At 67.6% G+C, this 22,951-nt stretch carries 25 protein-coding genes; 11 read left to right on the plus strand and 14 right to left on the minus strand.

The window, feature by feature from the left end:
* Nucleotides 1-4: 4 nt before the first annotated feature.
* Entirely contained in the window at nucleotides 5-1,477 is a 1,473-nt protein-coding gene (locus tag PVZ77_RS02645; RefSeq protein WP_273805432.1) for an FGGY family carbohydrate kinase, read from the plus strand.
* Between the two features lie 243 nt (nucleotides 1,478-1,720).
* On the opposite strand, the gene PVZ77_RS02650 is transcribed toward PVZ77_RS02645, so the two are convergent.
* Nucleotides 1,721-3,511 (minus strand): ATP-binding protein, encoded by a 1,791-nt coding sequence (locus tag PVZ77_RS02650; RefSeq protein WP_273805431.1) that lies wholly within the window; start codon nucleotides 3,509-3,511, stop codon nucleotides 1,721-1,723.
* Entirely contained in the window at nucleotides 3,508-4,857 is a 1,350-nt protein-coding gene (gene algB / locus PVZ77_RS02655; RefSeq protein ID WP_273805430.1) for a sigma-54-dependent response regulator transcription factor AlgB, read from the minus strand. The genes PVZ77_RS02650 and algB overlap by 4 nt, the downstream gene beginning before the upstream one ends.
* A 437-nt stretch (nucleotides 4,858-5,294) precedes the next feature.
* Between algB and PVZ77_RS02660 the strand changes: the two genes are divergently transcribed.
* Genes PVZ77_RS02660 through PVZ77_RS02670 form a run of 3 tightly spaced genes read left to right on the plus strand, consistent with a single transcriptional unit; the run spans nucleotide 5,295 to nucleotide 5,972 of the window.
* Complete coding sequence (locus PVZ77_RS02660; RefSeq protein ID WP_007160204.1) at nucleotides 5,295-5,549, plus strand: hypothetical protein; 255 nt, start codon at nucleotides 5,295-5,297, stop codon at nucleotides 5,547-5,549.
* 10 nt (nucleotides 5,550-5,559) lie between these two features.
* Nucleotides 5,560-5,781: a hypothetical protein gene (locus tag PVZ77_RS02665; protein ID WP_273805429.1), complete on the plus strand. Its 222-nt coding sequence runs from the start codon at nucleotides 5,560-5,562 to the stop codon at nucleotides 5,779-5,781.
* Nucleotides 5,782-5,810: 29 nt separating this feature from the next.
* On the plus strand, nucleotides 5,811-5,972 hold the full coding sequence (locus PVZ77_RS02670) for a DUF1328 domain-containing protein (protein WP_007160206.1): 162 nt from the start codon (nucleotides 5,811-5,813) through the stop codon (nucleotides 5,970-5,972).
* 316 nt (nucleotides 5,973-6,288) lie between these two features.
* On the opposite strand, the gene PVZ77_RS02675 is transcribed toward PVZ77_RS02670, so the two are convergent.
* Genes PVZ77_RS02675 through PVZ77_RS02690 form a run of 4 tightly spaced genes read right to left on the minus strand, consistent with a single transcriptional unit; the run spans nucleotide 6,289 to nucleotide 11,044 of the window.
* Complete coding sequence (locus PVZ77_RS02675; RefSeq protein WP_273805428.1) at nucleotides 6,289-7,188, minus strand: efflux RND transporter periplasmic adaptor subunit; 900 nt, start codon at nucleotides 7,186-7,188, stop codon at nucleotides 6,289-6,291.
* 10 nt (nucleotides 7,189-7,198) lie between these two features.
* Nucleotides 7,199-7,399 (minus strand): DUF1656 domain-containing protein, encoded by a 201-nt coding sequence (locus PVZ77_RS02680; RefSeq protein WP_007160208.1) that lies wholly within the window; start codon nucleotides 7,397-7,399, stop codon nucleotides 7,199-7,201.
* Nucleotides 7,389-9,545, minus strand: coding sequence for an FUSC family protein (locus PVZ77_RS02685; protein ID WP_273805427.1), 2,157 nt, complete (start codon nucleotides 9,543-9,545; stop codon nucleotides 7,389-7,391). Before PVZ77_RS02685 ends, PVZ77_RS02680 begins: the two co-directional genes overlap by 11 nt.
* The gene (locus tag PVZ77_RS02690; RefSeq protein WP_273805426.1) at nucleotides 9,542-11,044 is read right to left on the minus strand and encodes an efflux transporter outer membrane subunit; all 1,503 of its coding nucleotides are present in this window, start codon (nucleotides 11,042-11,044) and stop codon (nucleotides 9,542-9,544) included. Before PVZ77_RS02690 ends, PVZ77_RS02685 begins: the two co-directional genes overlap by 4 nt.
* Nucleotides 11,045-11,299: 255 nt before the next feature.
* Here PVZ77_RS02690 and PVZ77_RS02695 point away from each other — a divergent pair, with 255 nt between their 5' ends.
* Together PVZ77_RS02695 and PVZ77_RS02700 are read left to right on the plus strand one after the other, a co-directional pair.
* Nucleotides 11,300-12,253 (plus strand): LysR family transcriptional regulator, encoded by a 954-nt coding sequence (locus PVZ77_RS02695; RefSeq protein WP_273805425.1) that lies wholly within the window; start codon nucleotides 11,300-11,302, stop codon nucleotides 12,251-12,253.
* A gap of 243 nt (nucleotides 12,254-12,496) precedes the next feature.
* Nucleotides 12,497-13,486: a DMT family transporter gene (locus PVZ77_RS02700; protein ID WP_273805424.1), complete on the plus strand. Its 990-nt coding sequence runs from the start codon at nucleotides 12,497-12,499 to the stop codon at nucleotides 13,484-13,486.
* Here PVZ77_RS02700 and ubiA read toward each other — a convergent pair.
* The 3 genes from ubiA to PVZ77_RS02715 form a co-directional block, all read right to left on the minus strand.
* On the minus strand, nucleotides 13,471-14,418 hold the full coding sequence (ubiA, locus tag PVZ77_RS02705; protein WP_273805423.1) for a 4-hydroxybenzoate octaprenyltransferase: 948 nt from the start codon (nucleotides 14,416-14,418) through the stop codon (nucleotides 13,471-13,473). The genes PVZ77_RS02700 and ubiA overlap by 16 nt on opposite strands.
* A gap of 75 nt (nucleotides 14,419-14,493) precedes the next feature.
* The gene (locus tag PVZ77_RS02710) at nucleotides 14,494-15,051 is read right to left on the minus strand and encodes a chorismate--pyruvate lyase family protein (RefSeq protein ID WP_273805422.1); all 558 of its coding nucleotides are present in this window, start codon (nucleotides 15,049-15,051) and stop codon (nucleotides 14,494-14,496) included.
* Nucleotides 15,035-15,604, minus strand: coding sequence for a DUF2780 domain-containing protein (locus tag PVZ77_RS02715; RefSeq protein WP_273805421.1), 570 nt, complete (start codon nucleotides 15,602-15,604; stop codon nucleotides 15,035-15,037). Before PVZ77_RS02715 ends, PVZ77_RS02710 begins: the two co-directional genes overlap by 17 nt.
* Before the next feature lie 127 nt (nucleotides 15,605-15,731).
* Between PVZ77_RS02715 and PVZ77_RS02720 the strand changes: the two genes are divergently transcribed.
* Nucleotides 15,732-16,961 (plus strand): nucleoside recognition domain-containing protein, encoded by a 1,230-nt coding sequence (locus tag PVZ77_RS02720; RefSeq protein ID WP_273805420.1) that lies wholly within the window; start codon nucleotides 15,732-15,734, stop codon nucleotides 16,959-16,961.
* On the opposite strand, the gene PVZ77_RS02725 is transcribed toward PVZ77_RS02720, so the two are convergent.
* Complete coding sequence (locus PVZ77_RS02725) at nucleotides 16,943-17,611, minus strand: hypothetical protein (RefSeq protein ID WP_273805419.1); 669 nt, start codon at nucleotides 17,609-17,611, stop codon at nucleotides 16,943-16,945. The two genes, PVZ77_RS02720 and PVZ77_RS02725, sit on opposite strands and share 19 nt — an antisense overlap.
* A 147-nt stretch (nucleotides 17,612-17,758) precedes the next feature.
* On the opposite strand from PVZ77_RS02725, the gene PVZ77_RS02730 reads away from it, so the two are divergent.
* Nucleotides 17,759-17,989, plus strand: coding sequence for a DUF1161 domain-containing protein (locus PVZ77_RS02730; protein ID WP_273805418.1), 231 nt, complete (start codon nucleotides 17,759-17,761; stop codon nucleotides 17,987-17,989).
* Between the two features lie 103 nt (nucleotides 17,990-18,092).
* Nucleotides 18,093-18,269 carry a hypothetical protein gene (locus tag PVZ77_RS02735; protein ID WP_273805417.1) on the plus strand — a complete coding sequence of 59 codons (177 nt, stop codon included), beginning with the start codon at nucleotides 18,093-18,095 and terminating at the stop codon, nucleotides 18,267-18,269.
* 43 nt (nucleotides 18,270-18,312) lie between these two features.
* On the opposite strand, the gene PVZ77_RS02740 is transcribed toward PVZ77_RS02735, so the two are convergent.
* Both PVZ77_RS02740 and PVZ77_RS02745 read right to left on the minus strand, forming a co-directional pair.
* The gene (locus PVZ77_RS02740; RefSeq protein ID WP_273805416.1) at nucleotides 18,313-18,747 is read right to left on the minus strand and encodes a PA0061/PA0062 family lipoprotein; all 435 of its coding nucleotides are present in this window, start codon (nucleotides 18,745-18,747) and stop codon (nucleotides 18,313-18,315) included.
* A gap of 34 nt (nucleotides 18,748-18,781) precedes the next feature.
* Nucleotides 18,782-19,204 (minus strand): PA0061/PA0062 family lipoprotein, encoded by a 423-nt coding sequence (locus tag PVZ77_RS02745; protein WP_133860296.1) that lies wholly within the window; start codon nucleotides 19,202-19,204, stop codon nucleotides 18,782-18,784.
* Between PVZ77_RS02745 and PVZ77_RS02750 the strand changes: the two genes are divergently transcribed.
* The gene (locus PVZ77_RS02750) at nucleotides 19,203-20,324 is read left to right on the plus strand and encodes an aminopeptidase (RefSeq protein ID WP_273805415.1); all 1,122 of its coding nucleotides are present in this window, start codon (nucleotides 19,203-19,205) and stop codon (nucleotides 20,322-20,324) included. The two genes, PVZ77_RS02745 and PVZ77_RS02750, sit on opposite strands and share 2 nt — an antisense overlap.
* Here the strand turns inward: PVZ77_RS02750 and PVZ77_RS02755 are convergent.
* Together PVZ77_RS02755 and PVZ77_RS02760 are read right to left on the minus strand one after the other, a co-directional pair.
* Nucleotides 20,321-21,667 carry an MFS transporter gene (locus PVZ77_RS02755; protein ID WP_273805414.1) on the minus strand — a complete coding sequence of 449 codons (1,347 nt, stop codon included), beginning with the start codon at nucleotides 21,665-21,667 and terminating at the stop codon, nucleotides 20,321-20,323. The genes PVZ77_RS02750 and PVZ77_RS02755 overlap by 4 nt on opposite strands.
* Nucleotides 21,664-22,458 (minus strand): siderophore-interacting protein, encoded by a 795-nt coding sequence (locus PVZ77_RS02760; RefSeq protein ID WP_273805413.1) that lies wholly within the window; start codon nucleotides 22,456-22,458, stop codon nucleotides 21,664-21,666. Before PVZ77_RS02760 ends, PVZ77_RS02755 begins: the two co-directional genes overlap by 4 nt.
* Nucleotides 22,459-22,512: 54 nt before the next feature.
* On the opposite strand from PVZ77_RS02760, the gene PVZ77_RS02765 reads away from it, so the two are divergent.
* Nucleotides 22,513-22,929, plus strand: a complete 417-nt coding sequence (locus tag PVZ77_RS02765) for a MarR family winged helix-turn-helix transcriptional regulator (protein ID WP_044341206.1) — start codon at nucleotides 22,513-22,515, stop codon at nucleotides 22,927-22,929.
* Nucleotides 22,930-22,951: the final 22 nt, after the last annotated feature.

A 22,951-nucleotide genomic window follows, 5' to 3' on the forward strand; every position in this document is an offset into this window, starting at 1 on the left:
TGCCATGGCCGCCGAACCGCTGATCCTCGCCCTCGACGAGGGCACCACCAATGCCAAGGCGATCCTGGTGGATCGCGCCGGTCGGGTCGTGGCCCGCGGTTCTCGGCCGCTCACCGTCCAGCATCCGCAGGCGGGCTATGCCGAGCAGGATCCCCTGGCCATCTGGCAGGCCCTGCAGGGCGCCATCGGCGACTGCCTGGCCCAGACGGATGCCCCCCTGGCGGCCATCGCCATCAGCAACCAGCGCGAATCCGCCCTGGCCTGGGAGCGCAGCAGCGGTCAGTTGCTCGGCCCGCTGGTGAGCTGGCAGTGCAAGCGATCCCAGCCGCAGTGCGAAGCCTTGCACGTCGCCGGTCATGGCGAGTTGATCCTGCAGCGCAGTGGCCTGGCGCTGGACCCGATGTTTTCCGCCGGCAAATGGCGCTGGCTGCTCGATCAGATTCCCGACGGCACGGCCCGCGCCGCCGCCGGCGATCTCTGCCTGGGCACCGTGGACAGCTGGCTGCTCTGGCAACTCAGCGGTGGCGCGAGCTTTCTCATCGACGCGGCCAATGCGGCCCGTACCCAGTTGCTCGACCTGCGCGGGGGTGACTGGGATCCGCAGCTGCTGGGCCTGTTCGGCATTCCCCGGGCGGCCCTGCCGGAGATCCGCCCCAGTGCCGGCTGCTTCGGCGAGACCCGTGCCCAGGGCCCGCTGCCGGCCGGTCTGCCGATCCTGGCGATGATCGGCGATTCCCATGCGGCGCTGTTCGGCCAGGGCGGTTTCGTCCCGGGCAAGGTCAAGGCCACCCTGGGCACCGGCTCCTCGCTGATGACACCCATCGCCGAACCCGTGGTCTCCGCCCATGGCCTGGCCACCACCCTGGCCTGGCGCCTGGGCGAGACCCCGACCTTTGCCCTGGAAGGCAACATCGTCCACACCGGCGCCGCCGTGGGCTGGACGGCGCGGCTGCTGGGTGGCGCCGGAGAGCTGGAGGCCCTGGCCGCTGAAGCCGCGGCGCTGCCGGACAATGGCGGCGTCTACTTCGTGCCGGCGCTGGGTGGCCTGGGGGCACCGCACTGGCGGGCCGAGGCGCGTGGACTGTTCTGCGGCCTGGCCGAGAACTGCGGGCGGGCGCACCTGATGCGCGCGGCCCTGGAAGCCATCGCCTACCAGATTCGCGACGTCTTCGACGCCATGCAGCAGGACAGTCCGACGCCGCTGGACGAACTCTGGGTGGATGGCGGCGCCACGCGCAACGAATGGCTGCTGCAATTCCAGGCCGATCTCCTGCAGCGCCCGGTGATCTGCAGCCTGTCGCCGGAGGTCTCCGCGCTGGGCGCCGCCCACCTGGCCGGCCACGCCCTGGGCTGGTGGCAGGACGCCGCGGCCCTGGCCGATCTCGAGCGCCCCCGTCGCCGTTACGAACCCCGCCCCAATGCCGTGCCCGAACTCTATGCCGGCTGGCGCCAGGCGCTGGAGCGGACGCTGCTGTAACGATTCTGTTGGATTGAGGCGGCTCCATCGCCGCAGCCCAGCAACGCAGATTCGATCTGGACACTGTTGGGCTTCGCTGCGCTCAACCCAACCTACGGCGGCTCTCCCGAAAGGAGAGGGGGCCAGACCGTAGGTTGGGTTGAGACGGCTCCATCGTCGAAGCCCAACGACGCGGATTCGATCTGGGCAGCGTTGGGCTGCGCTGCGCTCAATCCAACCTGCGGCGGCCCCGGGCCGCCTGGCTCAGGTCGGCAGGGTCATGAAGATCTGGGTGCCCTGACCGGGGCGGGAGACCACGCCGATGCGGCCACCGTGCTGGCGGATGATTTCCTTGCACAGGGCCAGGCCCAGGCCGGCGCCGCCTTTCTGGCTGCCGATCTGCACGAAGGGCTCGAATACCCGGCCCTGCTGGGCGTAGGCGATGCCCTCGCCATTGTCCTGCACCGCCATCAGCAGCTGCTCGTTCTGGCGCATGGCCTGGATGACGATACGGCCGCCCGCCGGGGTATGGCGCAGGGCATTGCTCAGCAGGTTGTCGAACACCCGGCCCAGTTGCTTGGGATCCAGGCTGACCCGTGGCAGCGGCGTATGCAGCAACTCGACGGCCAGCTCGACATCGCGCTCGCGGGCCTCGTCGGCGTGGCGGGCGCGGGCCGCTTCCAGCAGGTCGCCGATCTCGCTCGGCAATTTTTCCGGACGCTGCAGACCGCTCTGGTGACGGGAATAGTCCAGCAGGTCGTTGATCAGTTGCACCAGGCGATGGGTTTCCTCGTCCACCGTCTGCAGCAGAAAGGCCTCGCGGGATTCCGGCGCCACCTTGAGGCGTTCGCGCAACAGACCGAAGGCCATGTGCATGCCGGTGACCGGGGTGCGCAATTCATGGGAGGCACGCAGGACGAATTCGTTGCGCACCCGGTCGAAGGCGCGCTGCTCGGTGACATCGCGCAGCACCATCAGCGCCCCCACGCTGCGGCCATCGGCGTGGTTGACCGGGGTCAGACTCCAGGCCAGCAGGCGTACCTCGTCGTCGACGCGGATTTCCAGGTCTTCGGGTGCCGCGTCCAGGGCGCCACCGGCCAGGACCCGTTGCACGCTGGCCTCGATTTCCGGGCGTTCCAGGGCCGCGATCAGGGATTCGCCCAGGTGATTCTCGTTCCAGCCCAGCTGGCGGCAGGCCACCGGATTGGCATGTTCGATGTTGCCCTGGGGATCGAGGATCACCAGGCCGTAGTCGATGCTGTCGAGTACCGCCTGCAGGCGTCGCTGCCCGGCCACCAGGGCCTCGACATTGGTCTGGCTGAGGCGGTGCAGGGCCTGTGCCATGTTGCCGAAGCGGCGGCTGAGCAGGGTGAATTCGGCGATCTGCGAGGTCGGCAGCTGAACGTCGAAGTTGCCCTGGCTGATGCGCTCGGCGGCCTTGGCCAGGCCATCGATGGGGCCGGTGAAGCGCCGGGCGATGCCGTTGGCGGTCACCACCCCGGTGACCAGGATGGCCACGCCGATCAGCGCCAGCAGCAGGGCGATGATCACCGCCCGGTCATGGGCCTCGTCCTGCATGCGCTCCAGGGTCACCACGTAGCTGCGCTGCAGGTCGTAGATGCGCGTGCGCAGCGCATTGAGGGTTTGCTGGAAGCCGCGATCGGCACGCAACTCGCCATAGCCCGCCGGCGGTGAGCGCAGGTAGTCGGCGAAGCGCTGGTAGCGCTGCTTGACGTCTTCCAGGATGGCCAGCTGCTCGGGATTGCGCATCTGGCCTTCGACCAGCTCCAGGTACTCCTGGAAACGCTGATGGGCCGCCACCAGGGACTGCGGATCGGGTGCCCCGTCGAGCATCTGGAACAGGCTGTTGCTCAATTCCTGGCGCATGTTCAGCGTCAGGTTGATGAAGTCCAGGTTGCTGCGGGTCTGGACGCTCTGCTCGCGCGCCAGGTGCAGCACGCTGACCAGGCCGACCAGCAGCCCGATGAGGGCTACGGCGATCAGGGCGGAGATGCTGAGAAAGAGGCGGGTGTGCAGCTTGATCGGCAGTTTCATAGCCCGTACTGCTTGCGTTTTCGATAGAGCGTGGAGGCATCGATGCCCAGGGTCCTGGCGGCCTGGTCGAGGGTCTCGCTGGTGGCCATCACCGCGGCGATGTGGGCGCGCTCCAGGGCTTCCAGGCTCAACGCCTCGCCGACCCGTGGGGCGCTGGCGGCGCCGCTGGTGGCCGGGCTGTCACCCAGGCCCAGGTGATTGACGTCCACCAGGTCCTGGCCGCAGATGATGCTCGCGCGTTCGATGACGTTGCGCAGCTCGCGGACATTGCCCGGCCAGCCGTAGTTGCGCAGGGCGTCCAGGGCCGCCTCGCTGAAGCCGTGGGCGGGTCTGTTGTAGTCCTTGACGAAGCGGGCGAGGAAGCGCTCGGCGAGATCGACGATATCTTCTTTGCGCTCGCGCAGCGGCGGCAGGTTGAGGACGATGACGTTGAGGCGATAGAGCAGGTCTTCGCGGAATTCGTTTTCCGCCACCATCTGTTCCAGGTTGCGGTTGGTGGCGGCGAGGATGCGCACGTCGGCGCGGCGGGTCACCGGATCGCCGACGCGCTCGTATTCCTTGTCCTGGATGAAACGCAGCAGCTTGGGCTGCAGGGCCAGGGGGAAGTCGCCGATCTCATCGAGGAAGAGAGTGCCGCCGTCGGCCTGGCTGACGCGGCCGAGGGTGCTCTCGCTGGCCCCGGTAAAGGCGCCGCGGGTATGGCCGAACATCTCGCTTTCCATCAGGTCGGCGGACAGCGAGGGGCAGTTGATGGTGACGAAGGTCTTTTTCGTGCGGCGACTCCAGGCGTGGATGGCGCGGGCCAGTTCGCCCTTGCCGGAACCGGATTCGCCGAGGATCAGCACGTTGGCATCGGTGGTGGCGACCTGTCGGGCGGTCTCCAGGATGCTCATCATCGTCGGACTGCGCGAATCGAGACCGGCGCTGGATTTGCGCACCTCGCCTTCGAGCGCCTCCAGGCGCGCCGAGAGCTGGCGGAACTCCAGCTGCTTGGCCGCGGCCATGCGCAACTGGTCGGGACTGCAGGGTTTGACCAGGTAGTCGGCGGCGCCGGCCTGCATGGCGTCCACCGCGGTGTCGATGGCCGAGTGGGCGGTAACGATCACCACCCGCATCCAGGGCGCCTGGATGCGCATCTGCTGCAGGACATCCAGACCGTTGTCCGCACCCAGGCGCAGATCGAGAAAGCAGAGGTCGTAGACCTGACGCAGTAATAGGGCTTCGGCCTGGGCCGCGCTATTGGCCGTGGCGACGCTGTAGCCGGCATCTTCTAGACAGAAGCGGAAGGTACGCAGGATGGCGGCTTCGTCGTCCACGAGCAGGATGCGACCGCTGGTTTGTTCCATGACGGCAAAACTCCGGGCCAAAGGGCCGAAACGCGCTAAAGGACAGGGCTGGCAGTTAGTCCATGATACATCGTGCAAGTTGCAATCCGCAGAACCATCGGGCCATCCACCGTGCTTTGGCGAGCATCGTGCAGATCGCAACCCGGAAGGGCGAAAACCGGGAAAAGAGGGTTTTCCTGGTACCTGGGAAGACTTTTGCCCCGTCTTTTGCCGTTGCGCCTGGCAGGCGCCCGGGCCGGGGCTATCCAATCGACCCCTGGCCATCATGCAAAACGCAATGCTTCAGGCGTTGCACCTTGCAAGGTGCATGTGTGGCAGCTACCAGTGAAAACTATAAGTTACTGTTTTATAAGGTAAAAAAGGTTTTCGAAAAGCTGGCACGCAGTCTGCAATCTCCTTGGCAAGCCGGCCTTAGGGCCAACTGCAGGAGAGACCCGATGATCAGCCAGACCCTTCGCAAGCACTTGGTAGGTACTGCGCTCTTCGCTTGCTTCGCCAGCGCCGCCGTCGCAGCCCCCCAGGGCCAGGACGTCAGCCGCGAACAGGCCCTCATCGCCTCCACTCGCATTGCTGCCCAGGCCATGGTGCCCGCAGCCAAACCGCTGGCAAGTCAAGGTCGTGGGGAACTCAAAGCCATCCCGGCACAGTCCAACGGTGACCGTCTGGTAAAGCAGACCCGCTGGGTGTTCTGAGGTCATGACCATGATGTGGATGCTGCTGTTGATTGTGTTGTTCGCTGCAGCGGCGGTCGTGATCGGGATGTTGCTCAGCGCTTTGATAATGGGTCGTGCGCTCAATCAGACGCACAACCTCAACGGTCTGGATCTCGATCTGACCGCTGTGGAACCACGGATGGCGAGTCTGGATACCCAGGATTTCGCTAATAAAACCACTGCTCGCTGGACAGGTGCTGTCGTCCGCTGAGTGCACTTGTAATACATAGGAGAAACACCATGCTGAGCTGGGCTATCACTTTCCTGATCATCGCGATCATCGCAGGCGTCCTGGGTTTCGGTGGCATCGCCGGTACTGCCACCAGTATCGCCAAGATCCTGTTCGTGCTGTTCCTGGTGCTTTTCGTGGTGTCGTTCTTCATGGGCCGTCGTCGTCCCTGACGCCAGCCTCATGAGAGACAGGCTGCCGGTCGTGATGACCGGCAGCTGAGGCGCTGTCATCGAATTGCAGCTTTAAGCCGATTCAATGGACATCCTCGAAGTCGTCTCCTGAACCGAGACGCAAGGGCCACATGGTCGGGACGCTCTGCAGTACGGGAGGGTTCCAAGAGTACAGGGAGTACTTTCGCACTCGCGGCGGACTGGGCTGGATACGACCACACCCCTGAATTCGACCGGTTTCGTCTCAAGCGAAACCCGCCGGTGTCAGGGGTGTTGTCGTTTTAGCGCAGCGAAAAGTCTGGCGATCGGGCAGGTCTCAACCCTGCCAGAAGGCGTCCCACCAGGAGCGTTCGCCGCGAGCGTCTTCCAGGACCACGGTGCAAGTGGTGCCCGCCGCCAGCATCAGGCCTTCGGGCAGCGGATCCAGGGCGATACGCACCGGTACCCGCTGGGCCAGGCGAACCCAGTTGAAGGTGGGGTTCACGTCGGCGGTGAGTTCACGACTCTGGGGATTGTCGCGGTCATAGATGCCACGCGCGATGCTTTCCACATGCCCGCGCAACGTCTGGCCACTCATCAGGCGCATCTCGGCGGCTGCTCCCACCTGCACGTGAGGCAACTTGGTTTCTTCGAAGTAGCCATAGACCCAGAACGAATGGGCGTCGATGACGGCCAGCTTGGGTGCGCCGGCGGCGGCGTAGTCGCCCCTGAACACCGAGAGGTTGGTGACGTAGCCGTCGACCGGTGCCAGCACCCGGGTGCGCTTGAGGTTGAGACGCGCCGATTCCAGCTGGGCCTGGGCCTGGCGCAGATCGGCCTCGGCGGCCAGCGCGGCGCTGCTGGCGTCTTCGCGGTTCTCGCGGGAAACCACCAGGCTGTCGATGTCGGCACGGCGGCGGGCGTTCTGCTGGCGCATGGCGAGGGTGGCCTTGCGCGCGGCGACCGTGGCCTCGGCCTGATGCACGGCGATCTCGTAGTGCTCCGGATCGATCTGCAGCAGCAGGTCGCCCTTGTTGACCCACTGGTTGTCGCGCACGGCGATCTCGGTCACCAGCCCCGCCACGTCCGGCGCGATGGTGATGACCTCGGCGCGCACCCGGCCATCGCGGGTCCAGGGGTCGTTCATGTAGTGCACCCAGAGCAGCCGCCCGAGGATCAGCGCCAGGCAGACCACCAGCAGGGTAAAGAGCACGCCGAAGAGTTTCTTGAGGATCATGGCAGGAGTCCTAGCGATAGACGCACAGCGCCAGGGCGCAGTAGAGGCAGATGAACAGGGCCAGGCGCAGCAGCGCCGGATGCCAGACGACGTGGTAGAGGCCGACCGCGGCGAGCACCCGGTCAAGCGCCCAGGCGAGCAGGGCGGCGACCAGGAACAGCACCGTCACGGTGGGCAGGTAGAGGCCGTGGAAGGCGATTTCACGGGGCATGGGGGATCTCGTGATAGCGGGCCAGGGGCCCCTGGGGATCGAGCAGGGCACTGCGGATGAAATGCAGGTCGCTCTGCACCTGGCGCAGGGGCGACTCGTCATAGGGCAGTTCCGGCGGTTCGGTCACGGTCGCCACGGCAAGCAGGGCCGCGTCCACTGCCACCAGCGCCCGCCGCAGATGTTCCGCGCCGGGCTTGAGGAAGAGGCGTACCAGGGCGCGCCCGAGCACCCGGATGGCCTGGCGCCAGGCGCTGCTCTCGGCATAGCGCGGGGCCGCGGGCAGGCGGGCCTGCAACTGGCGCAGTTCGATCACCGCATGACCGATCTCCAGCACCACGAAGGCCCAGCCGATCAGGCGACGCTGCGCTTCACCGCGTCCGGCGCTGACGCCATAGGCCTGGTTGAGCAGGTCGCGGGTCTGGCCTTCGAAGGCCGGTGCCAGGTGCGGCAATGGCGCGCTCACCGCCCGCACCACCTGCTGGCGCAGGTCACGCTCCAGGCGGCGCCACAGCCAGGGGCTGTTGGGTGGTAGCAGCACCGCCGAGACCGCCGCGGTGATGACCATCGACAGGACCACGGCGATGCCGTTGTTGATGAAGGCGTAGGCGTCGTAGACCGGCGGGTTGTCGGGGATCGAGGTGAAGCAGAAGAACACCAGGCAACCCAGGCCATAGCCCATCCAGCCCGGGCGCAGGGAAATCCAGGTGCCCAGCATGAACACCGGCGCCAGGGTCAGCAGCAGCAGGGGCAGGCCGGTGATCCAGGGAAAGACGAAGAAGGTCAGGAAGAAGCCCAGCACCACGCCGCCACTGGCGCCGACCGCCATCTGCAGGGCGGTGCGCTTGGGATCGGGCGAGGCCGAGGCCAGCGCCGAGACGGCCGCGGCGTTGAGTGCCAGCATGCCGCCGCTGGGATAGGCGCTGGCGATCCAGAAGGCGCCCAGCACCAGCACCAGAAAGGCGCTACGGATGCCGGTGACCGCCGCGCCCAGGGCATTGGCCTTGGCCACGAAGCGCGGCTTCCACTGTTCGCGACTGTGGCGCGGCGCTGCCAGGGAGGCATGGGTCTGCAGATAGTCGTGCCATTCGCCAGTGAAGCGAAAGAGCAGCTCCACGGCGGTCTCGACGTCGCGGCGGTCGGCTTCGCTCAGGGGCGGCAACTCGGCACGCAGGGCGCGAATGCGCGGCCGCAGGCCCTGATGCAGCTGCTCCAGACGCGCCGCCGCCGTCAGGGCCGCGTGTTCGGTAAGGGCCTGGCCGCGCCATTCCTCGAACACCTCCAGCAGCGGGGCCCAGAGGCGTTCGAGGGCTGCCAGTGGCAACTGGGCGTCGCGCTCGCGCAGGCGCATCAACAGGCGGCTGAGGGCATGCAGGCGGGTGGTCAGGCCCATGAATTCGGCGTTCAGTCGGGCCAGGCGCCCACTGCGCATGCGCATGTGCGGGTCTTCGAAGGCCGAGGCGCTGCGCAGGCTTTCCAGTCCCACCGCCTCGGCGGCCAGGCGTACTCCGGCAGCCTCCAGGGAGGCACGGTCGAGACGACCGCGAAGGACGTCGGCGGCCAGTCCGGCAAAGCCACCCATGCGTCTATAGAGGGTCGCGCGCATGGCCGTGGCGCTGGTCTGCGGAAAGACCGCCGCGCTCACCGCGCCGCTGCAGAGCACGCCCAGGGTAATGGCCAGGACCCGCATCACCGCCGACATGAAGGCGGTATCGGCATTGAGCGCGGCGGGAATGCCGATCAGCGCGGCGGTGTAGCCCGCCAGCATGCAGGCATAGCTGCGAAAGTCCCGATAGCGCGCCGAACCGGCCACGCAGAGGCCGATCCACAACGCCAGGAAGATCAGGAAGGGCACCCGTTCCTGGGCGAACAGGGCGATCAGCACCAGCATCACCGCCAGTCCCAGCAGGGTACCCATGACCCGGTAGAAGCTCTTGGCCAGCACCTGGCCGCTCTGCGGCTGCATGACGATGAACACGGTGATCACCGCCGAGCTGGGATGCGGCAGTTGCAGGCGCATGGCCAGCCAGAGGGTCAGGCTGGCGGCGAGCAGCACCTTGGCCTGGTACAGCCAGAGGCTGCCATCGCTGCGCGCCCAGGCGCCCAGGGCCTGGCGCAGTGGCGAGTGGGCGGTAGCGTGGGTACTCACCGCGCGGCCCGCTCGACGGCGACGCGGGCCGGTACCAGATCCTGGTCGCCCGGCCCGCGTTCGAGGTCCGCGCCGCCGCCGAGGGCGACCAGGGCAGCGGCCTGGGCCGCCAGGCGCAGGGCGTGCACCTGGGCGGTGACGCGTTGCTGGGCGAACAGCCGGGTCTGGGCGTCGAGCACGTGCAGGTAGTCGGTCAGGCCACGGCGAAAGGCCTCGCGGGCGATGTCGTAGGTGCGCTGGGCCTCCTGGCTGGCCTGGTCGGCGAGGGTGGCCTGCCTGGCCGCCGAATCGGCCTTGATCAGGGCGTCGGAAATGTCCTTGAGGGCGTCGATGAGGGTCTGGTTGTAGGCGCTGACGGCCACGTCGTAGGCCGCCGACTCCGCGCCGAGGCGACCGCGCAGGGCGCCACCGTCATAGATCGGCAAAGAAAAGGCGGGACCTATGAAGGAACCGGTCTTGGCGTGGGTCAGCATCTCGCTGAGGCGACCCAGGGTCAGGAACTGGCCGACGTTGGCCACCAGGTCGATGTTGGGATAGAAGCTGGCGCGGGCGACGTCCACGCCCTTCGCCGCCGCGGCGATCTGCCAGCGACGCGCCACCACGTCGGGGCGCTTGCCGACCAGTTCCAGCGGCAGGGCGCTGGGCAGGCGCGGTGCCGCGCCCAGGGTCAGACGCGGGCGCTGCAGGCTGGCGCCGGCACCCGGACCCTTGCCGGCCAGGGCGGCGAGCTGGTTGCGATCCAGCGCCAGGGTCTCGTCCAGGGCTTCCAGCTGGCGTTCGGTCTCGGGCAGCAGGGCGCGCGCCTGGCTGACCTCGAACTGGGTGCCAAGGCCACCGTCCAGCTGGCGCTGGGCGAGGTCGGCCAGGTGCCGCTGCTGCTCCAGGGTGGCGGCGAGGATGTCGCGCTGATCGTGGTGCAGGGCGAAGCCGATATAGCTGCGGACGATGTTGCCGGTCAGCTCCAGCTCGGCCGCGCGCACCTCGGCGGCGGCCTGGTGGGCCTGGTCCAGGGCCTGGGCGCTGGCGTCGCGTTCGCGGCCCCAGAAGTCCAGGGCATAGCTCAAACCCAGTTCGGCATTGTTGTTCCAGGTGGTGCGATCGGCCAGCTCGCCCGGGCCATAGAAGCCGTCGGTGGGCCAGCTGTAGCGCTTGAAGGCGCCCTTGCCCTCGACCTGCAGGGCTTCGCGGGATTCGGCCAGGCCGGCCAGGGACTCGGCGCGGCGTACCCGGGCGGCGGCCGTGGCCAGGCGCGGGTTGTCCGCCAGGGCGCCGCTGATCCAGGCATCCAGCTGGGGATCGCCATAGGCGCGCCACCACTGGCGCTCGGGCCAGGCGGCCTGGCTGGCGGCGGCCTGGATGGCACCGTCGGTGGCCAGCGCCTGGTCATCGAGGCGCTGCGCCTGGGGCGCGTTGTGACCGGTACCGATACAGCCGGCCAGCAGGGTCGCGAGGGCGACCACCGTGAGCGCAGGCCAGACTCTGCTAGAGGAAGGCGACACGTGGAGGTCCGTTGGCAACAGGGCCATACCTGCGTCTGGCATGAGGCAGCGCAGCGAGGTTGGCGAGATGAGCTGGAACTGAAGAGGACGCCGTGGAGGACGGCCATGAACCGCGAGGTCAGCGGACGTTACCATTAGGCTGCTAACGATTCTATAAAATTCCGGGGTGGTCGATTAGCGCGCCAACCCGCGAATCTTTGTTTCACATACTGAAATAATATGGAGAATGACGCTTTTCCCGACTGTCGAGGCGGCATGGACACCCTGCACAACATGCGCGTTTTCGTCGCCGTGGTGGAAAGCGGCAGCTTTACCGGCGCGGCCCAGACGCTGCAGACCACCACGGCCCACGTCTCCCGGGCGGTGGCCCACCTGGAAACCCATCTGCGCACCCGCCTGCTGCACCGCACGACGAGACGCATCGCCCTGACCGAAGCCGGCCAGCGCTACCTGGCGCGCTGCGAGCAGATCCTCGCCTATGTCGAGGAGGCCGAAGCCGAGGCCGGGCATGCCCAGGCGCGGCCCGAGGGACGGCTGCGGGTGCACAGCATGACCGGCATCGGTCAGCATTATGTGATCCGCGCCATCGCCGGCTATCGCGCCCTGCACCCCGAGGTGCGCTTCGACCTGACCATGGCCAACCGCATCCCCGATCTGCTCGAGGAGGGCTTCGACCTGGCCATCGTGGTAGCCGTGGAGCTGCCCGACTCCGGCTTCGTCTCCCAGCAGATCGGCCACACCTACAGCATCCTCTGCGCCTCGCCGGCCTATCTGCAGGAACACGGCCAGCCGCAGACGCCGGCGGAACTGGCCAATCACGCCTGCCTGAGATTCATCAGCCCGGTGGTGTCCTTCGACCGCTGGCACTTCGACGGCCCCAATGGACCGGAAACCTATCGCATCGGCGAGACCCCCTTTCAGGTCAATGTCGGCGACGCCATGACCGAGGCCCTGCGCCAGGGACTGGGGATTGGCGTGCTGCCGCTCTATTCGGCGGTGGACGGCCTGCGCGACGGCAGCCTGGTGCGGGTGCTGCCGGCCTATCGCCTGCAGCGCCTCAACGTCTATGCCCTCTATGCCTCGAGGCAGTACCTGGATGCCAAGATCCGCACCTGGGTGGCCTATCTGCGCGAACATATCCCCGGGGCGCTGGAGGCGGACGAGGCCTTCGTGCGGGCCGTCAGCGAAGTCGTCGGACAATCGCATTGAGATCGGCGGGGCGCTTGGACTAAGCTCGGGGGAGACCGGGCTGCACGTCGGGTCATAGTTAGTAAGCTATTGAAATATCGCCCGGTATCGCGGTCCTGAGGGCGACAGGACGGCTGCTCGACGGCACGCTCCAGTGTCGTCGAGGTCCATGTCCCGAGTCGGTGGTCACGCCGACGGACCGCCGTGCAGGACGGCCGGATCATGCAGGCGGTCAGGGACCGCCGTCAGCGCCACGGGAGTCCAATGAGCGCCCAAGCAGGACCCACTCTGAGATTCGCCGACCAGCCGCTCAAGGGCATCGCCCTGATCTGCCTCGCGGTCTGGCTGTTCGCCTCCCACGACGCCCTCTCCAAGTACCTGTCCGGCTTCTATCCGGTGGTCATGGTGGTCTGGGCCCGCTACCTCTCCCACACCCTGCTGATGATGGGCATCTTCATCCCGCGCTCGGGGCTGGCGGTGATCCGCACCAAGCGGCCGGGGTTGCAGGTGCTCAGGGCGCTGTGCCTGATCGGCTGCAGCCTGTTCTTCACCACCGGGCTGCGCTATCTGCCGATGGCCGAGGCCACCGCGGTCAACTTCCTCGCCCCGCTGATGGTGACGGCACTGTCGGTGCCGCTGCTCAAGGAGAGCGTTACCCGCAGCCAGTGGGCGGCGGTGCTGGCTGGCTTCATCGGGGTGCTGGTCATCGTGCGGCCGGGCGGCCAGCTGTTCACCCCGGCGGTGCTGCTGCCGGTCTGCTCGGCGGTGTGCTTCGGCCTCTACCAGCTGCTGACGCGCCTGCTCAGCGGCATCGACAGCCCCACCACCAGCAACTTCCTCACCGGCATCATCAACACTCTGGTGCTGAGCAGCGTGGTGCCCTTCTTCTGGGAGATCCCGACCCTGACCCATGGCTTCATGCTGGCGCTGCTCGGCCTCTTTGGCATGTCCGGCCACCTGCTGCTGACCCAGGCCTTCCGTTATGCGCCGCCGGCGCTGCTGGCGCCCTTCAGCTACGGCCAGATCGTCACCGCCGGCATCATCGGCTACCTCGTCTTCGGCCATGTGCCGGACAGTGGCGCGCTGATCGGCATCCTCATCATCTGCGCCAGCGGCCTGGCGGTGGCCTGGCAGCAGAGCCGCAAGGCGTCCAGGGCCAAGAAGGCCCGGGCGGTGCCAGCGGCGCAACCCGAGGCGCTGCCGGAGGTGGTGGCCGATGCCGCCGTAGGCGCTCCGGCTCAGCGCAATCCGTAATCGGCGATGATCCCGACGAGGATCGCCAGACCCGCCCAGTGGTTGTGCAGGAAGGCCTTGAAGCACACCAGCGGGTCGCGGTCGCGGGTGACGTGGAATTCCCAGGCGAAGCAGCCGGCTGCCACCAGCAGGCCCAGGTAGAAGGGCAGGCCCAGGCCGAAGCGGCCGCCGGCCAGCGCCAGGCAGAACAGGGTCAGGCCCTGCAGGGTGGCGATGATCACCCGGTCGGCATCGCCGAACAGGATGGCGGTGGATTTCACCCCGATCTTGAGATCGTCTTCGCGGTCGGCCATGGCGTAGTAGGTGTCGTAGCCCACCGTCCAGATCACGTTGGCGACGAACAGCAGCCAGGCCGCCGCCGGCAACGCGCCGGTCTCGGCGGTGAAGGCCATGGGCATGCCCCAGGAAAAAGCCGCACCCAGCACCGCCTGGGGGTAGTAGGTGTATCTCTTCATGAAGGGATAGAGCGCCGCCACGCCGAGGGCGCCAAAGGACAGCCAGACGGTGGTGGCATTGGTGCAGAGCACCAGGCCGAAGCTGAGCAGCACCAGCACGGCAAAGAACAGCAGGGCTTCCTTGGGCGAGATGCGCCCGGTGGCCAGGGGACGATTCCTGGTGCGGGCGACGTGGCCGTCGAAGTGGCGGTCGGCGAAGTCGTTGATCACGCAGCCGGCCGATCTCATCAGCACCACGCCGAGCACGAAGATCACCAGATTCTTCAGGCTCGGTACGCCCTCGGCGGCGATCCACAGCGCCCAGAGGGTGGGCCAGAGCAGCAGGTAGATGCCGATGGGTCGGTCCAGCCGGGTCAGCTGGACGAAGTCGCGGATGCGCTCGCGGCGGGGGCGCGTGGCGATCACCCGGGCGCTGGGCTCGGGGCCGCGGGGCGCGGCAGGACGGTGATCACGGGGACGGGAGGCGTTCTTTTTCATCGGACGGCTGCATGGCGAAGGGCCTGGCGATTATAGGGGCCCCGGGGCGTCGCCGCTGCCGTCGTGATGATCCGCCTAGCCCTCGCGCCCGGCGTGAGGCCAGAAGGCCGGCAGGAAGACCTCGCCCACCAGGATCGCCAGGGGACCGCGCCGGAACACCGAGCGCCGGGCCCAGCAGGGCGTGGTTGCCGCCCCTGCGGGCAGCCAGGCCAGCGGATAGCGGCAGGCCTCCAGCGGCCCGCGGACAAAGGCCGGCGCCTGGAACAGCCAGTGCCCGAGCGGCCGCTCGCCCAGCGCCGCCAGGTCGAAATCCGCCGCTTCCAGGGCCTCGCGCGCCGCCACGCTGCGGGCGAAGACCCAGGCTTCGCCATTGCCGCGCAGCCAGACCTCGCGCACCCAGCCGGGGCTGGCCGGCGGCACCTCGAGCGCCTGGCACTCGTCCGGGCGCAGCGGTTGCCAGCCCTGCGCGATCACCTCGACGGCGAAGCGTCCGCTGCTGAGGGCGGTCAGTCGTTCGGTGAGGGAACCACGGTCCGCATAGAGCCAACCGAGCGGTGCCTCGCTGTAATCCGGCACCTGGCTGGCCGCCGCGCGGGTCAGCCAGCGCGGAGCGCCGTCACAGACCCCAGACATTGCCCAGGGTGCTCAGCAGGGAGGGCTGGGTGCCTTGCTTGCCGAGATAGCCGAGGATCACCTGGGCGAACTGGCTGGTCATGCCGCTGTTCATGCCCAGGGCGTTGAAGGTCTTGTCGACGTCCTGGCGGCTGTCGACATTGCCCAGCAGGCTGCCCAGCGGACTCTGCTTGGCGTCCTGACCGCCGCCACCGAGCAGACTGCCCAGGCCGCCCAGTTGCGACAGCCCGCCGGTGGCATTGGCGCCGGCCAGCTGATCCAGGCCTGGCACGGCCTTGGCCAACTGGCGATAGTCGTTGCCCACCAGTTGATTCTTGGCCAGGCCGAGCAGGGCGCCGGTGCCACCCACCGCCTGCTGCGGGGTGACGTTGAGCTGGCTGGTCAGCGCCTGCAGCAGGCCCTGGGCCTGGGGCGTGGCTGCCGCGGCGGCGGTGGCCTTGGCGTTGTTGTTGCCGTTGGCGCCGTTGTAGGCGTTGACGGCGTCGTTGAGGTTGAAGGCGAATACCGGGCTGGCGGAGAGCACCAGCGGCAGGGCGAGAACGGACAGACGCATGGGCAGACTCCAGCGGGCTTTATGAAAGGTCAGAGGATAACCCGACGGCGATGACCACAGACTGAACGGCGTCCCTGCAGGGAGCGGACGCTGCGGTTATCATCGCCGTTTTGCCGGGAGAACCGAGATGCTCAACGGGTTGTGGCTGGGCTTCTTCATCGTTGCCGGGATCAGCGCCTTCGGCCAGTGGCTGGTAGCCGGCAATGCCGGGGTCTTCGCCGCCATGGTGGAGAGTCTGTTCGCCATGGCCAAGCTGTCGGTGGAGGTCATGGTGCTCTTGTTCGGCACCCTGACCCTCTGGCTCGGCATCCTGCGCATCTCCGAGAAGGCCGGGCTGGTGGACGCCCTGGCGCGGCTGCTCGGACCGCTGTTCGCCCGGCTGATGCCCGAGGTGCCGCGCGGCCATCCGGCGCTGGGACTGATCACCCTCAACTTCGCCGCCAACGGCCTGGGCCTGGACAACGCCGCCACGCCCATCGGCCTCAAGGCCATGCGCGCCCTGCAGGAACTCAACCCCAGCAGCACCACGGCGAGCAATGCGCAGATCCTCTTCCTGGTGCTCAACGCCTCCTCACTGACGCTGCTGCCGGTGACGGTGTTCATGTACCGCGCCCAGCAGGGCGCCCCCGATCCGACCCTGGTGTTTCTGCCGATCCTGCTGGCCCACACCTGCGCCAACCTGGTGGGGCTGTTCTCGGTGGCCTTCATGCAGCGGCTGAAACTCTGGGATCCGGTGGTGCTAGCCTGGATCGGCGGGGGCGCCCTGGCCTTTGGCGCCTTCGTCGCCTTTCTCTTCACCCTGACCGCCACGGCGCTGGCCGGGCTGTCATCGCTGCTCGGCAACCTGACCCTGTTCGGCATCATCCTGGCGTTCATGATCCTTGGCGCCCTGCGCAAGGTGCCGGTCTACGAAGCCTTCGTCGAAGGCGCCAAGGAAGGCTTCGACGTCGCCAAGTCGCTGTTGCCCTACCTGGTGGCCATGCTCTGCGCGGTGGGCGTGCTACGCGCCTCCGGCGCCTTGGAAGCCATCCTCGAAGGCGTTCGCCATGCGGTGACCTTCTTTGGCTGGGACACCCGCTTCGTCGAGGCCTTGCCCACCGCCCTGGTCAAGCCCTTCTCTGGCAGCGCCGCTCGCGCGCTGCTGATCGAGACCATGCAGACCCACGGCGTGGACAGCTTTCCGGCGCTGGTGGCGGCGACCATCCAGGGCAGTACCGAGACCACCTTCTATGTGCTGGCGGTGTACTTCGGCGCGGTGGGCATCCAGCGCGCCCGCCATGCGGTGGGCTGCGCGCTGCTGGCGGAATTCACCGGGGTCACGGCGTCGATCCTGATCTGCTACTGGTTCTTTGGCTGAGCCTTGGGTTCCAGGTCGACCATCCAGTCGTTTTGCACCATGCGCCGCTGACGGCGCGTGGTCAGCTGCTGGGTCTGCCAGTCCTCGGCAATCAATGCACAGTAGTTGCCGTCGTGCTGGCCCAGGCGAAAGCGCCGGCGTACCCCGATGGGGTCGTGATCCGAGCCATAGAAGGCTACCGCGCGGATCTCCAGGCCCTCGAACACCCAGCCCTCGGGCGGCCGGTGGTTTTCCAGGGTCAGGCCGTTGTACTCGGCGGCGCGGCGGATCAGGCCCTGGAAGGTACCGATGTGCGTGAAGTCACCGGTGTTGAGCGGACCCTGGTGGGTCGCCTCGCCCAGCACCAGATCAGGGTCGAAGTCATCCTGGCCGCTCTCGCGGATGTCGGTGACATCGGTATAGAGCGTCTCGCGATTGGTCTTGAGGATCACCGTGAGCTGGTTGATGAACACCGGCTCGGCGCTCATGTTGGACAGCAGGCAGAGGGCGCCCACGCCCTTGCCGGCGCCGCGGTTGATGATCAGCCGCGGCTGGCGCTGGCGCTTGTAGTTGTTGAGCAGGAGCTGCGCATAGAGCACCCAGACGCCCAGGGTGCAGCACTGGGCAAAGAGCGTGAGGACTTGGGAGTTGTCTTTCAACCACTGGAACATGGGGGCACTTCACTGGAAGGAATGAGCATCGGAAATACCATTCGGGTTCCAGGTTCCACCGCTTCGCTGGCCAAAGGGCCGCGCTGAGAACATCGGCACAGCTCGGGCGTCCAAGCCTGAGAGGTCATCACGCCAAGGAAAACCGCCATGCTGCGTTTATCGCTACTCTGCTGCACCGCCCTGCTGAGCACCTCCGTGCTGGCCGAACCCCTGTCCTGCGACCAGCTCAAGGCCGACATCGAGGTCAAGATCCAGTCAGCCGGGGTGACCGCCTATACCCTCGAAGCGGTCCCCAATGCCGAGGTGCGCGATCCCAACATGGTGGTGGGCAGCTGCGCCAATGGGACCTACAAGATCCTCTATCAGCGCAACGACTGATCCCCGACCCGGGGGACAGACCGTTCATCCGCTGGATACTTGTACAGTTCCGCCTGGCTTAGTACTGTTTGCGCATACAGTATTTAGCCAAGAGGGTAATGCCATGTCGCCGTTCGCCCGGATTCGCCAAGCTCTGTCCCTTGCCCAGCCCGCGCCGCGCTGGATGGAACGCGAGGATTTCCTGCGCATGAGTCGCCAGCTGCGGGAGCAGAAAGGTCGTCCGCCCGTGGTTCGCAGCCAGGACCGCAGCCAGGACGACTGGCTCAGCGTGCCGGCCTAGCGGCCTGTCGCCTGACCGTGCTGGCCGCCTTGCCAGTCGTGGGTCAGAAGGGCGAGCAGATGCCTCGCTCGGAACTTACCAGTTCGCGCGGGCCGTCGTAGAGGGTGATCTCGCCCTGGCCAAAGGTGTTCTCGGCTTCCAGGCGATAGCGCCGGCCGGCCTGGAAGTCCGGGTAGTCCAGTTCCAGATAGCACTGGATCTGCAGCGGTTCCCTCCAGCCGAATCGCGAACCGAAGCCGCCGCCGCCATAGAGTTCGTAGCGATAGCTCACCTTGAGGCTGTGGCTGCCGGGGGAGAGCTGGAAATAGCGGCCGTCGTCGAGACGCCTGCCGTCCTGGGATTCGGCCAGCAGCGACGCGCCTACCGCGGGTTCGCGCAGCACCAGATCAACCCACGCCTGGTGGGGATCCACAGGGGGGAGCGGCGTGGTGCAGCCGCCCAGCAGTAGCAGCAGAGGGACCAGCAGGCGCAGACGCATGGATGGCGACTCGCGGCAGGGAGATCAGCCGAGTCTACACGTCGCCGCAACGACTGGCAGTGCTGCGCGCCACTTCCTGATTGCGCTCGTCATAGAGGCGCGCCCAGGGCCGCCAGCCGGTCTGGCCGGCTTCCAGGCGATAGCGCTCGCCCGCGGCGAAGGCCTTGTAGTTGAGGGTCACCAGGCAGGTGCGCGCCAGCGGATCGGCCACCTGGGCGCCGATGTTGGTGGGCTGCACTTCGAACTGGTAGCGTACCTGCAGATCATGGCTCCCTGGCCAGACCTGGAAATAGCGTTTGTCTTCGAGATCCTTGCGATCGGCGCGCAGGGCTTCCAGCTTGGCCTTGCCATCGCTGTCCAGATCGATCCAGGCCTGTGCCGGATCGGGCTTGGGCAAGGGCCACAGGGAACAGCCACCTAGGAACAGCACAGGCAACAGCAGGCACAGTCTACGCATGACGGCTACAACTCCGGGCAGGGAAGGGCGCGCCACCCAGCCAGGCACCCTGCCTGCGCAACGCACGAGCCGCTGGCTGGCGCTGCTGTCCCTCGTTATCGGACTGAGCGGTTGTACCTCGGTCGGGTACTACGGCCAGATGGTACAGGGCCAGTGGGCGCTGATCCGTGATCGCGAGCCCATTGCGACGGTCGTCGCAGATCCGGCGCGACCCGCCGTCCTGCGCGAACGCCTCGCTGCCGCGGCGGCGGCCCGCCGCTTCGCCAGTGCCGAGCTGGCCCTGCCCGACAACGCCAGCTATCGCGGTTTCGTCGAGCTCAGGCGGCCCTTCGTGCTGTGGAATGTCTTCGCCACCGCCGAATTTTCCACTCGGCCCACCACCCACTGCTTTCCCATCGCCGGTTGCGTGGCCTATCGCGGCTACTACCAAGAAGCCAAGGCGCGGGCCGAGGCGCAGCGGCTGCAGGCCCAGGGCCAGGACACCTATGTCGGTGGCGTGCCGGCCTATTCGACGCTGGGCTGGTTCAGCGATCCCCTGCTCAGCAGCATGCTGCGCTGGGACGACGACCAGGTGGCGGCGACCATCTTCCACGAGCTGGCGCACCAGCGGTTCTATCTGCCCGGCGATACCGCCTTCAACGAGTCCTATGCCACCTTCGTCGAGGGCGAAGGCCTGCGGCAATGGCGCGCCAGTCGCGGCCTGCCGCCACCCGATGCGGGGCGCGAAGCCCGCTATCAGCAATTCCGCGCGCTGCTGCTGACCGCTCGCGCAGACCTGGCCAGGCTCTATGCCCAGCCATTGACGACCGCGGCCAAGCGCGCGGCCAAGGCCAGACGCTTCGCGCAGCTACGCAGCGATTATCAGCAGCTGCGCGCTACCCCGGCCTGGCGTGACGATCGCCGCTTCGATGGCTGGATGAGCCAGCCGCTCAACAACGCGCGGCTGGTGCCCTATGGTCTGTACGAACAGTGGGTGCCGGCCTTTGCCGCCCTCTATCGACAGCACCCGGGCAACTGGCCGGCGTTCTTCCAGCGGGTCCGACTGCTGGGCGAGCGCCCGGCGGCCGAACGCGAGCAGGTGCTCAAGGCGCTGCTCGTCCAGACGATAGCGCAGCCCTAGCGCGGCGCTCGCCAGTTGGACCAGGCGGCGACCAGACCCAGCGTTGCCGCCAGGGCCAGTCCCAGCCGCGGTGCCAGGCTGCTGTCCAGATGCAGCAGCAGCGCCAGGGCTGCGGCGCCCAGGGCCATGCCGGTCTGGCGCGCGGTGGCCTGGACGCCGCCGGTGGCGCCGTTGCGACCGGCCGGGGCGGCGGTCAGCATGATCCTGTTGTTGGGTACCTGGAAGAAACCGAAGCCGATGCCGCCGAGGATCAGGCAGGGGATCAGCAGGGCGGTCGAGCGCTCCAGTGGCATGACCGCCGCCGCGGCCAGCCCCAGGGCGATGCCCAGGCCACCGAGCATGCACAGCCGCTGCGGCGGATGGCGATCGGCCAGGCGCCCGGCCACCTGCGCCGAGACGGCCACGGTGAGCGGCCAGGCCAGCATCAGCAGGGCGACCTGCAGGGGCACCAGCCCGAGCTGGTGTTGCAGATAGAAGGGCAGGGCGAGAAAGCAGAGCATCTGCGCGGCAAAGGAACAGACCGAAGCCAGCACCGAATGACGCATGGCCGGCAACCCCAGCAGGTCCACCGGGAGCAGGGGCGCCGGCAGACCGCGCTCGCGGCGTACCAGCAACACCAGGCTGGCCGCGGCCAGCAGCAGCAGGCCCACGCCCTGCAACGGCGCGGCGCCGAGGCGTTCGAGACCGCCGATGCCGGCGCAGAACAGTAGGGCGTTGAGCAGCACGCTGAACGGATCGAGGCGGCGCTGCGCACGAGGACTGTCGGGCAGGTTGTGCACCAGCAGCGCGATCAGCATCGCCACCGGCACATTGACGGCGAACAGCCAGGGCCAGCCGCCCAGGACCAGGATGGCCGCCCCCAGGCTGGGCGCAGCGGCCGATCCCAGGGCCACGCAGAGGGCATTGATGGCGATGCCACGACCCAGCCGGTCACGTGGATAGGAGAGCCGGACGATACCGGCGCTGACGCACATGATGGCAGCGGCGCCCACCCCCTGCAGCGCCCGCGCAGCCACCAGGCTGGCGAGATCCGGCGCCAGGGCGCAGCCCAGGGAGGCCAGGCCGAAGATCCCGACCCCGGCAGTGAAGACCGGGCGCAGGCCAAGACGCTCTGCCACCGCGGCCAGGGGAAACAGCAGGGCGACCAGACTCAACTGATAGGCGCTGACGATCCAGACCGCCGCGGCGGCCGAGACGTCTAGGGCTTCGGCGATGCTGGGCAGCGCCAGGTTGGCGATGCCGCTGTCCAGCACCGTCATGCTGATGGCCAGCAACAGGGCGGCCACGGCGCGATAGCGGCGTGGCGGGGGCAGGCCGTCGGTGACGGCGGCGGTGGTGCTCAATCCTCGACCTTCACGTGCTGGTCGCTTTCGCCAAGCTTCCAGTACCCGGCCGCCTTGACCCAGTCCCGCGGCAGTCCCTTGGCCAGCAGCGCCTGGCGCGCGGCGCGGGCTTGGGTGGCTTCACCGGCGATCCAGGCATAGCCTTCGCCCATGGGCAACTCCAGCTGCTCCAGGGCCTGCACCAGGGCATTGGCCGCGGTTTCGCGATAGACCCAGCGGATCTCGGCGGCGGCGGCCGTCGACAGGGCGACTTCCAGGCCAGGACGAGCCACTTCGGCGACGACCTGGACGCGGACGCCGGCTGCCAGCTGCTCCAGGCGGCGGGCGATGGCGGGCAGGGCGGTTTCGTCGCCGGCCAGCAGGTACCAGTCGAAGTCCTCGGGCGGCACCAGGGCGCCCTTGGGGCCACCGATGATCAGCTCGGCACCCGGCTCCGCCTGGCGGGCCCAGGTAGTCAGCACCCCGGCTTCATGCAGATAGAAGTCGATGGCCAGTTCGCCACGGGCGGCATCGTAGTGGCGCGGCGTGTAGTGCCGACCCACCAGCTGCTCGGGGCTGGCGGCGCGGATCGGGGTGGTGTCGGCGGGGACGAACAGCTTCACGTGCTCGTCGAAGGCCGCGCTCTGGAAATCGGCCAGATCGCTGCCACCAAAGGTCAGGCGCAGCAGGTCGCCACCCAGGTCTTCGCGGCGGACGACGGTCGCCCAACGCCGCTTGAGGTCGAAGCGCACACGCTGGAAAAGGTGAGGGGCACTGGCATCGCCCTCGCGGCTGTGAAAAGATGTCGCCATTGCGGAGGTACCATTCATTGAGGTTCCTCACTATATTCGAGGTAAGCAGCTTTCATGTCAACCGCCGCCGCCATTGCCGAAGCCCTGATGGATCTGAAACGGCAGATGCGCCAACAACTGGATGAGACCCTCAAGGCCTCCGGACTTTCCTTCGCCCGCTACAAGGTGCTCAAGGTGCTGGAACGCCTGGGGCCCTGCCGTCCGGGCGAGGTCGCCGAACAGCTGCGCCATGCGCCCCGTACCCTGACCGATGCATTCGACGCCCTGGAGCGCGACGGCCTGGTACGTCGCGAACCCCATCCCCAGGATCGCCGGGCGCTGCTGGTCCATCTGACCGAGCAGGGCCGCCAGGCGCTGGACCAGGCCCAGGTGCCGCGCACCCAGGCGCTGGAAGCGGTCTTCGCACCGCTGGATGCCAGCGAGCAGGCGCAGTTGCTGGCCTATCTGGAGCGGGTTCGCATCCGCAATTGAATCGCTGGCGAACTCCCTGTCG

The organism is Pseudomonas sp. SHLD1 (assembly GCF_028640935.1).
Classification (GTDB): Bacteria; Pseudomonadota; Gammaproteobacteria; order Pseudomonadales; family Pseudomonadaceae; genus Chryseomonas; species Chryseomonas aestiva.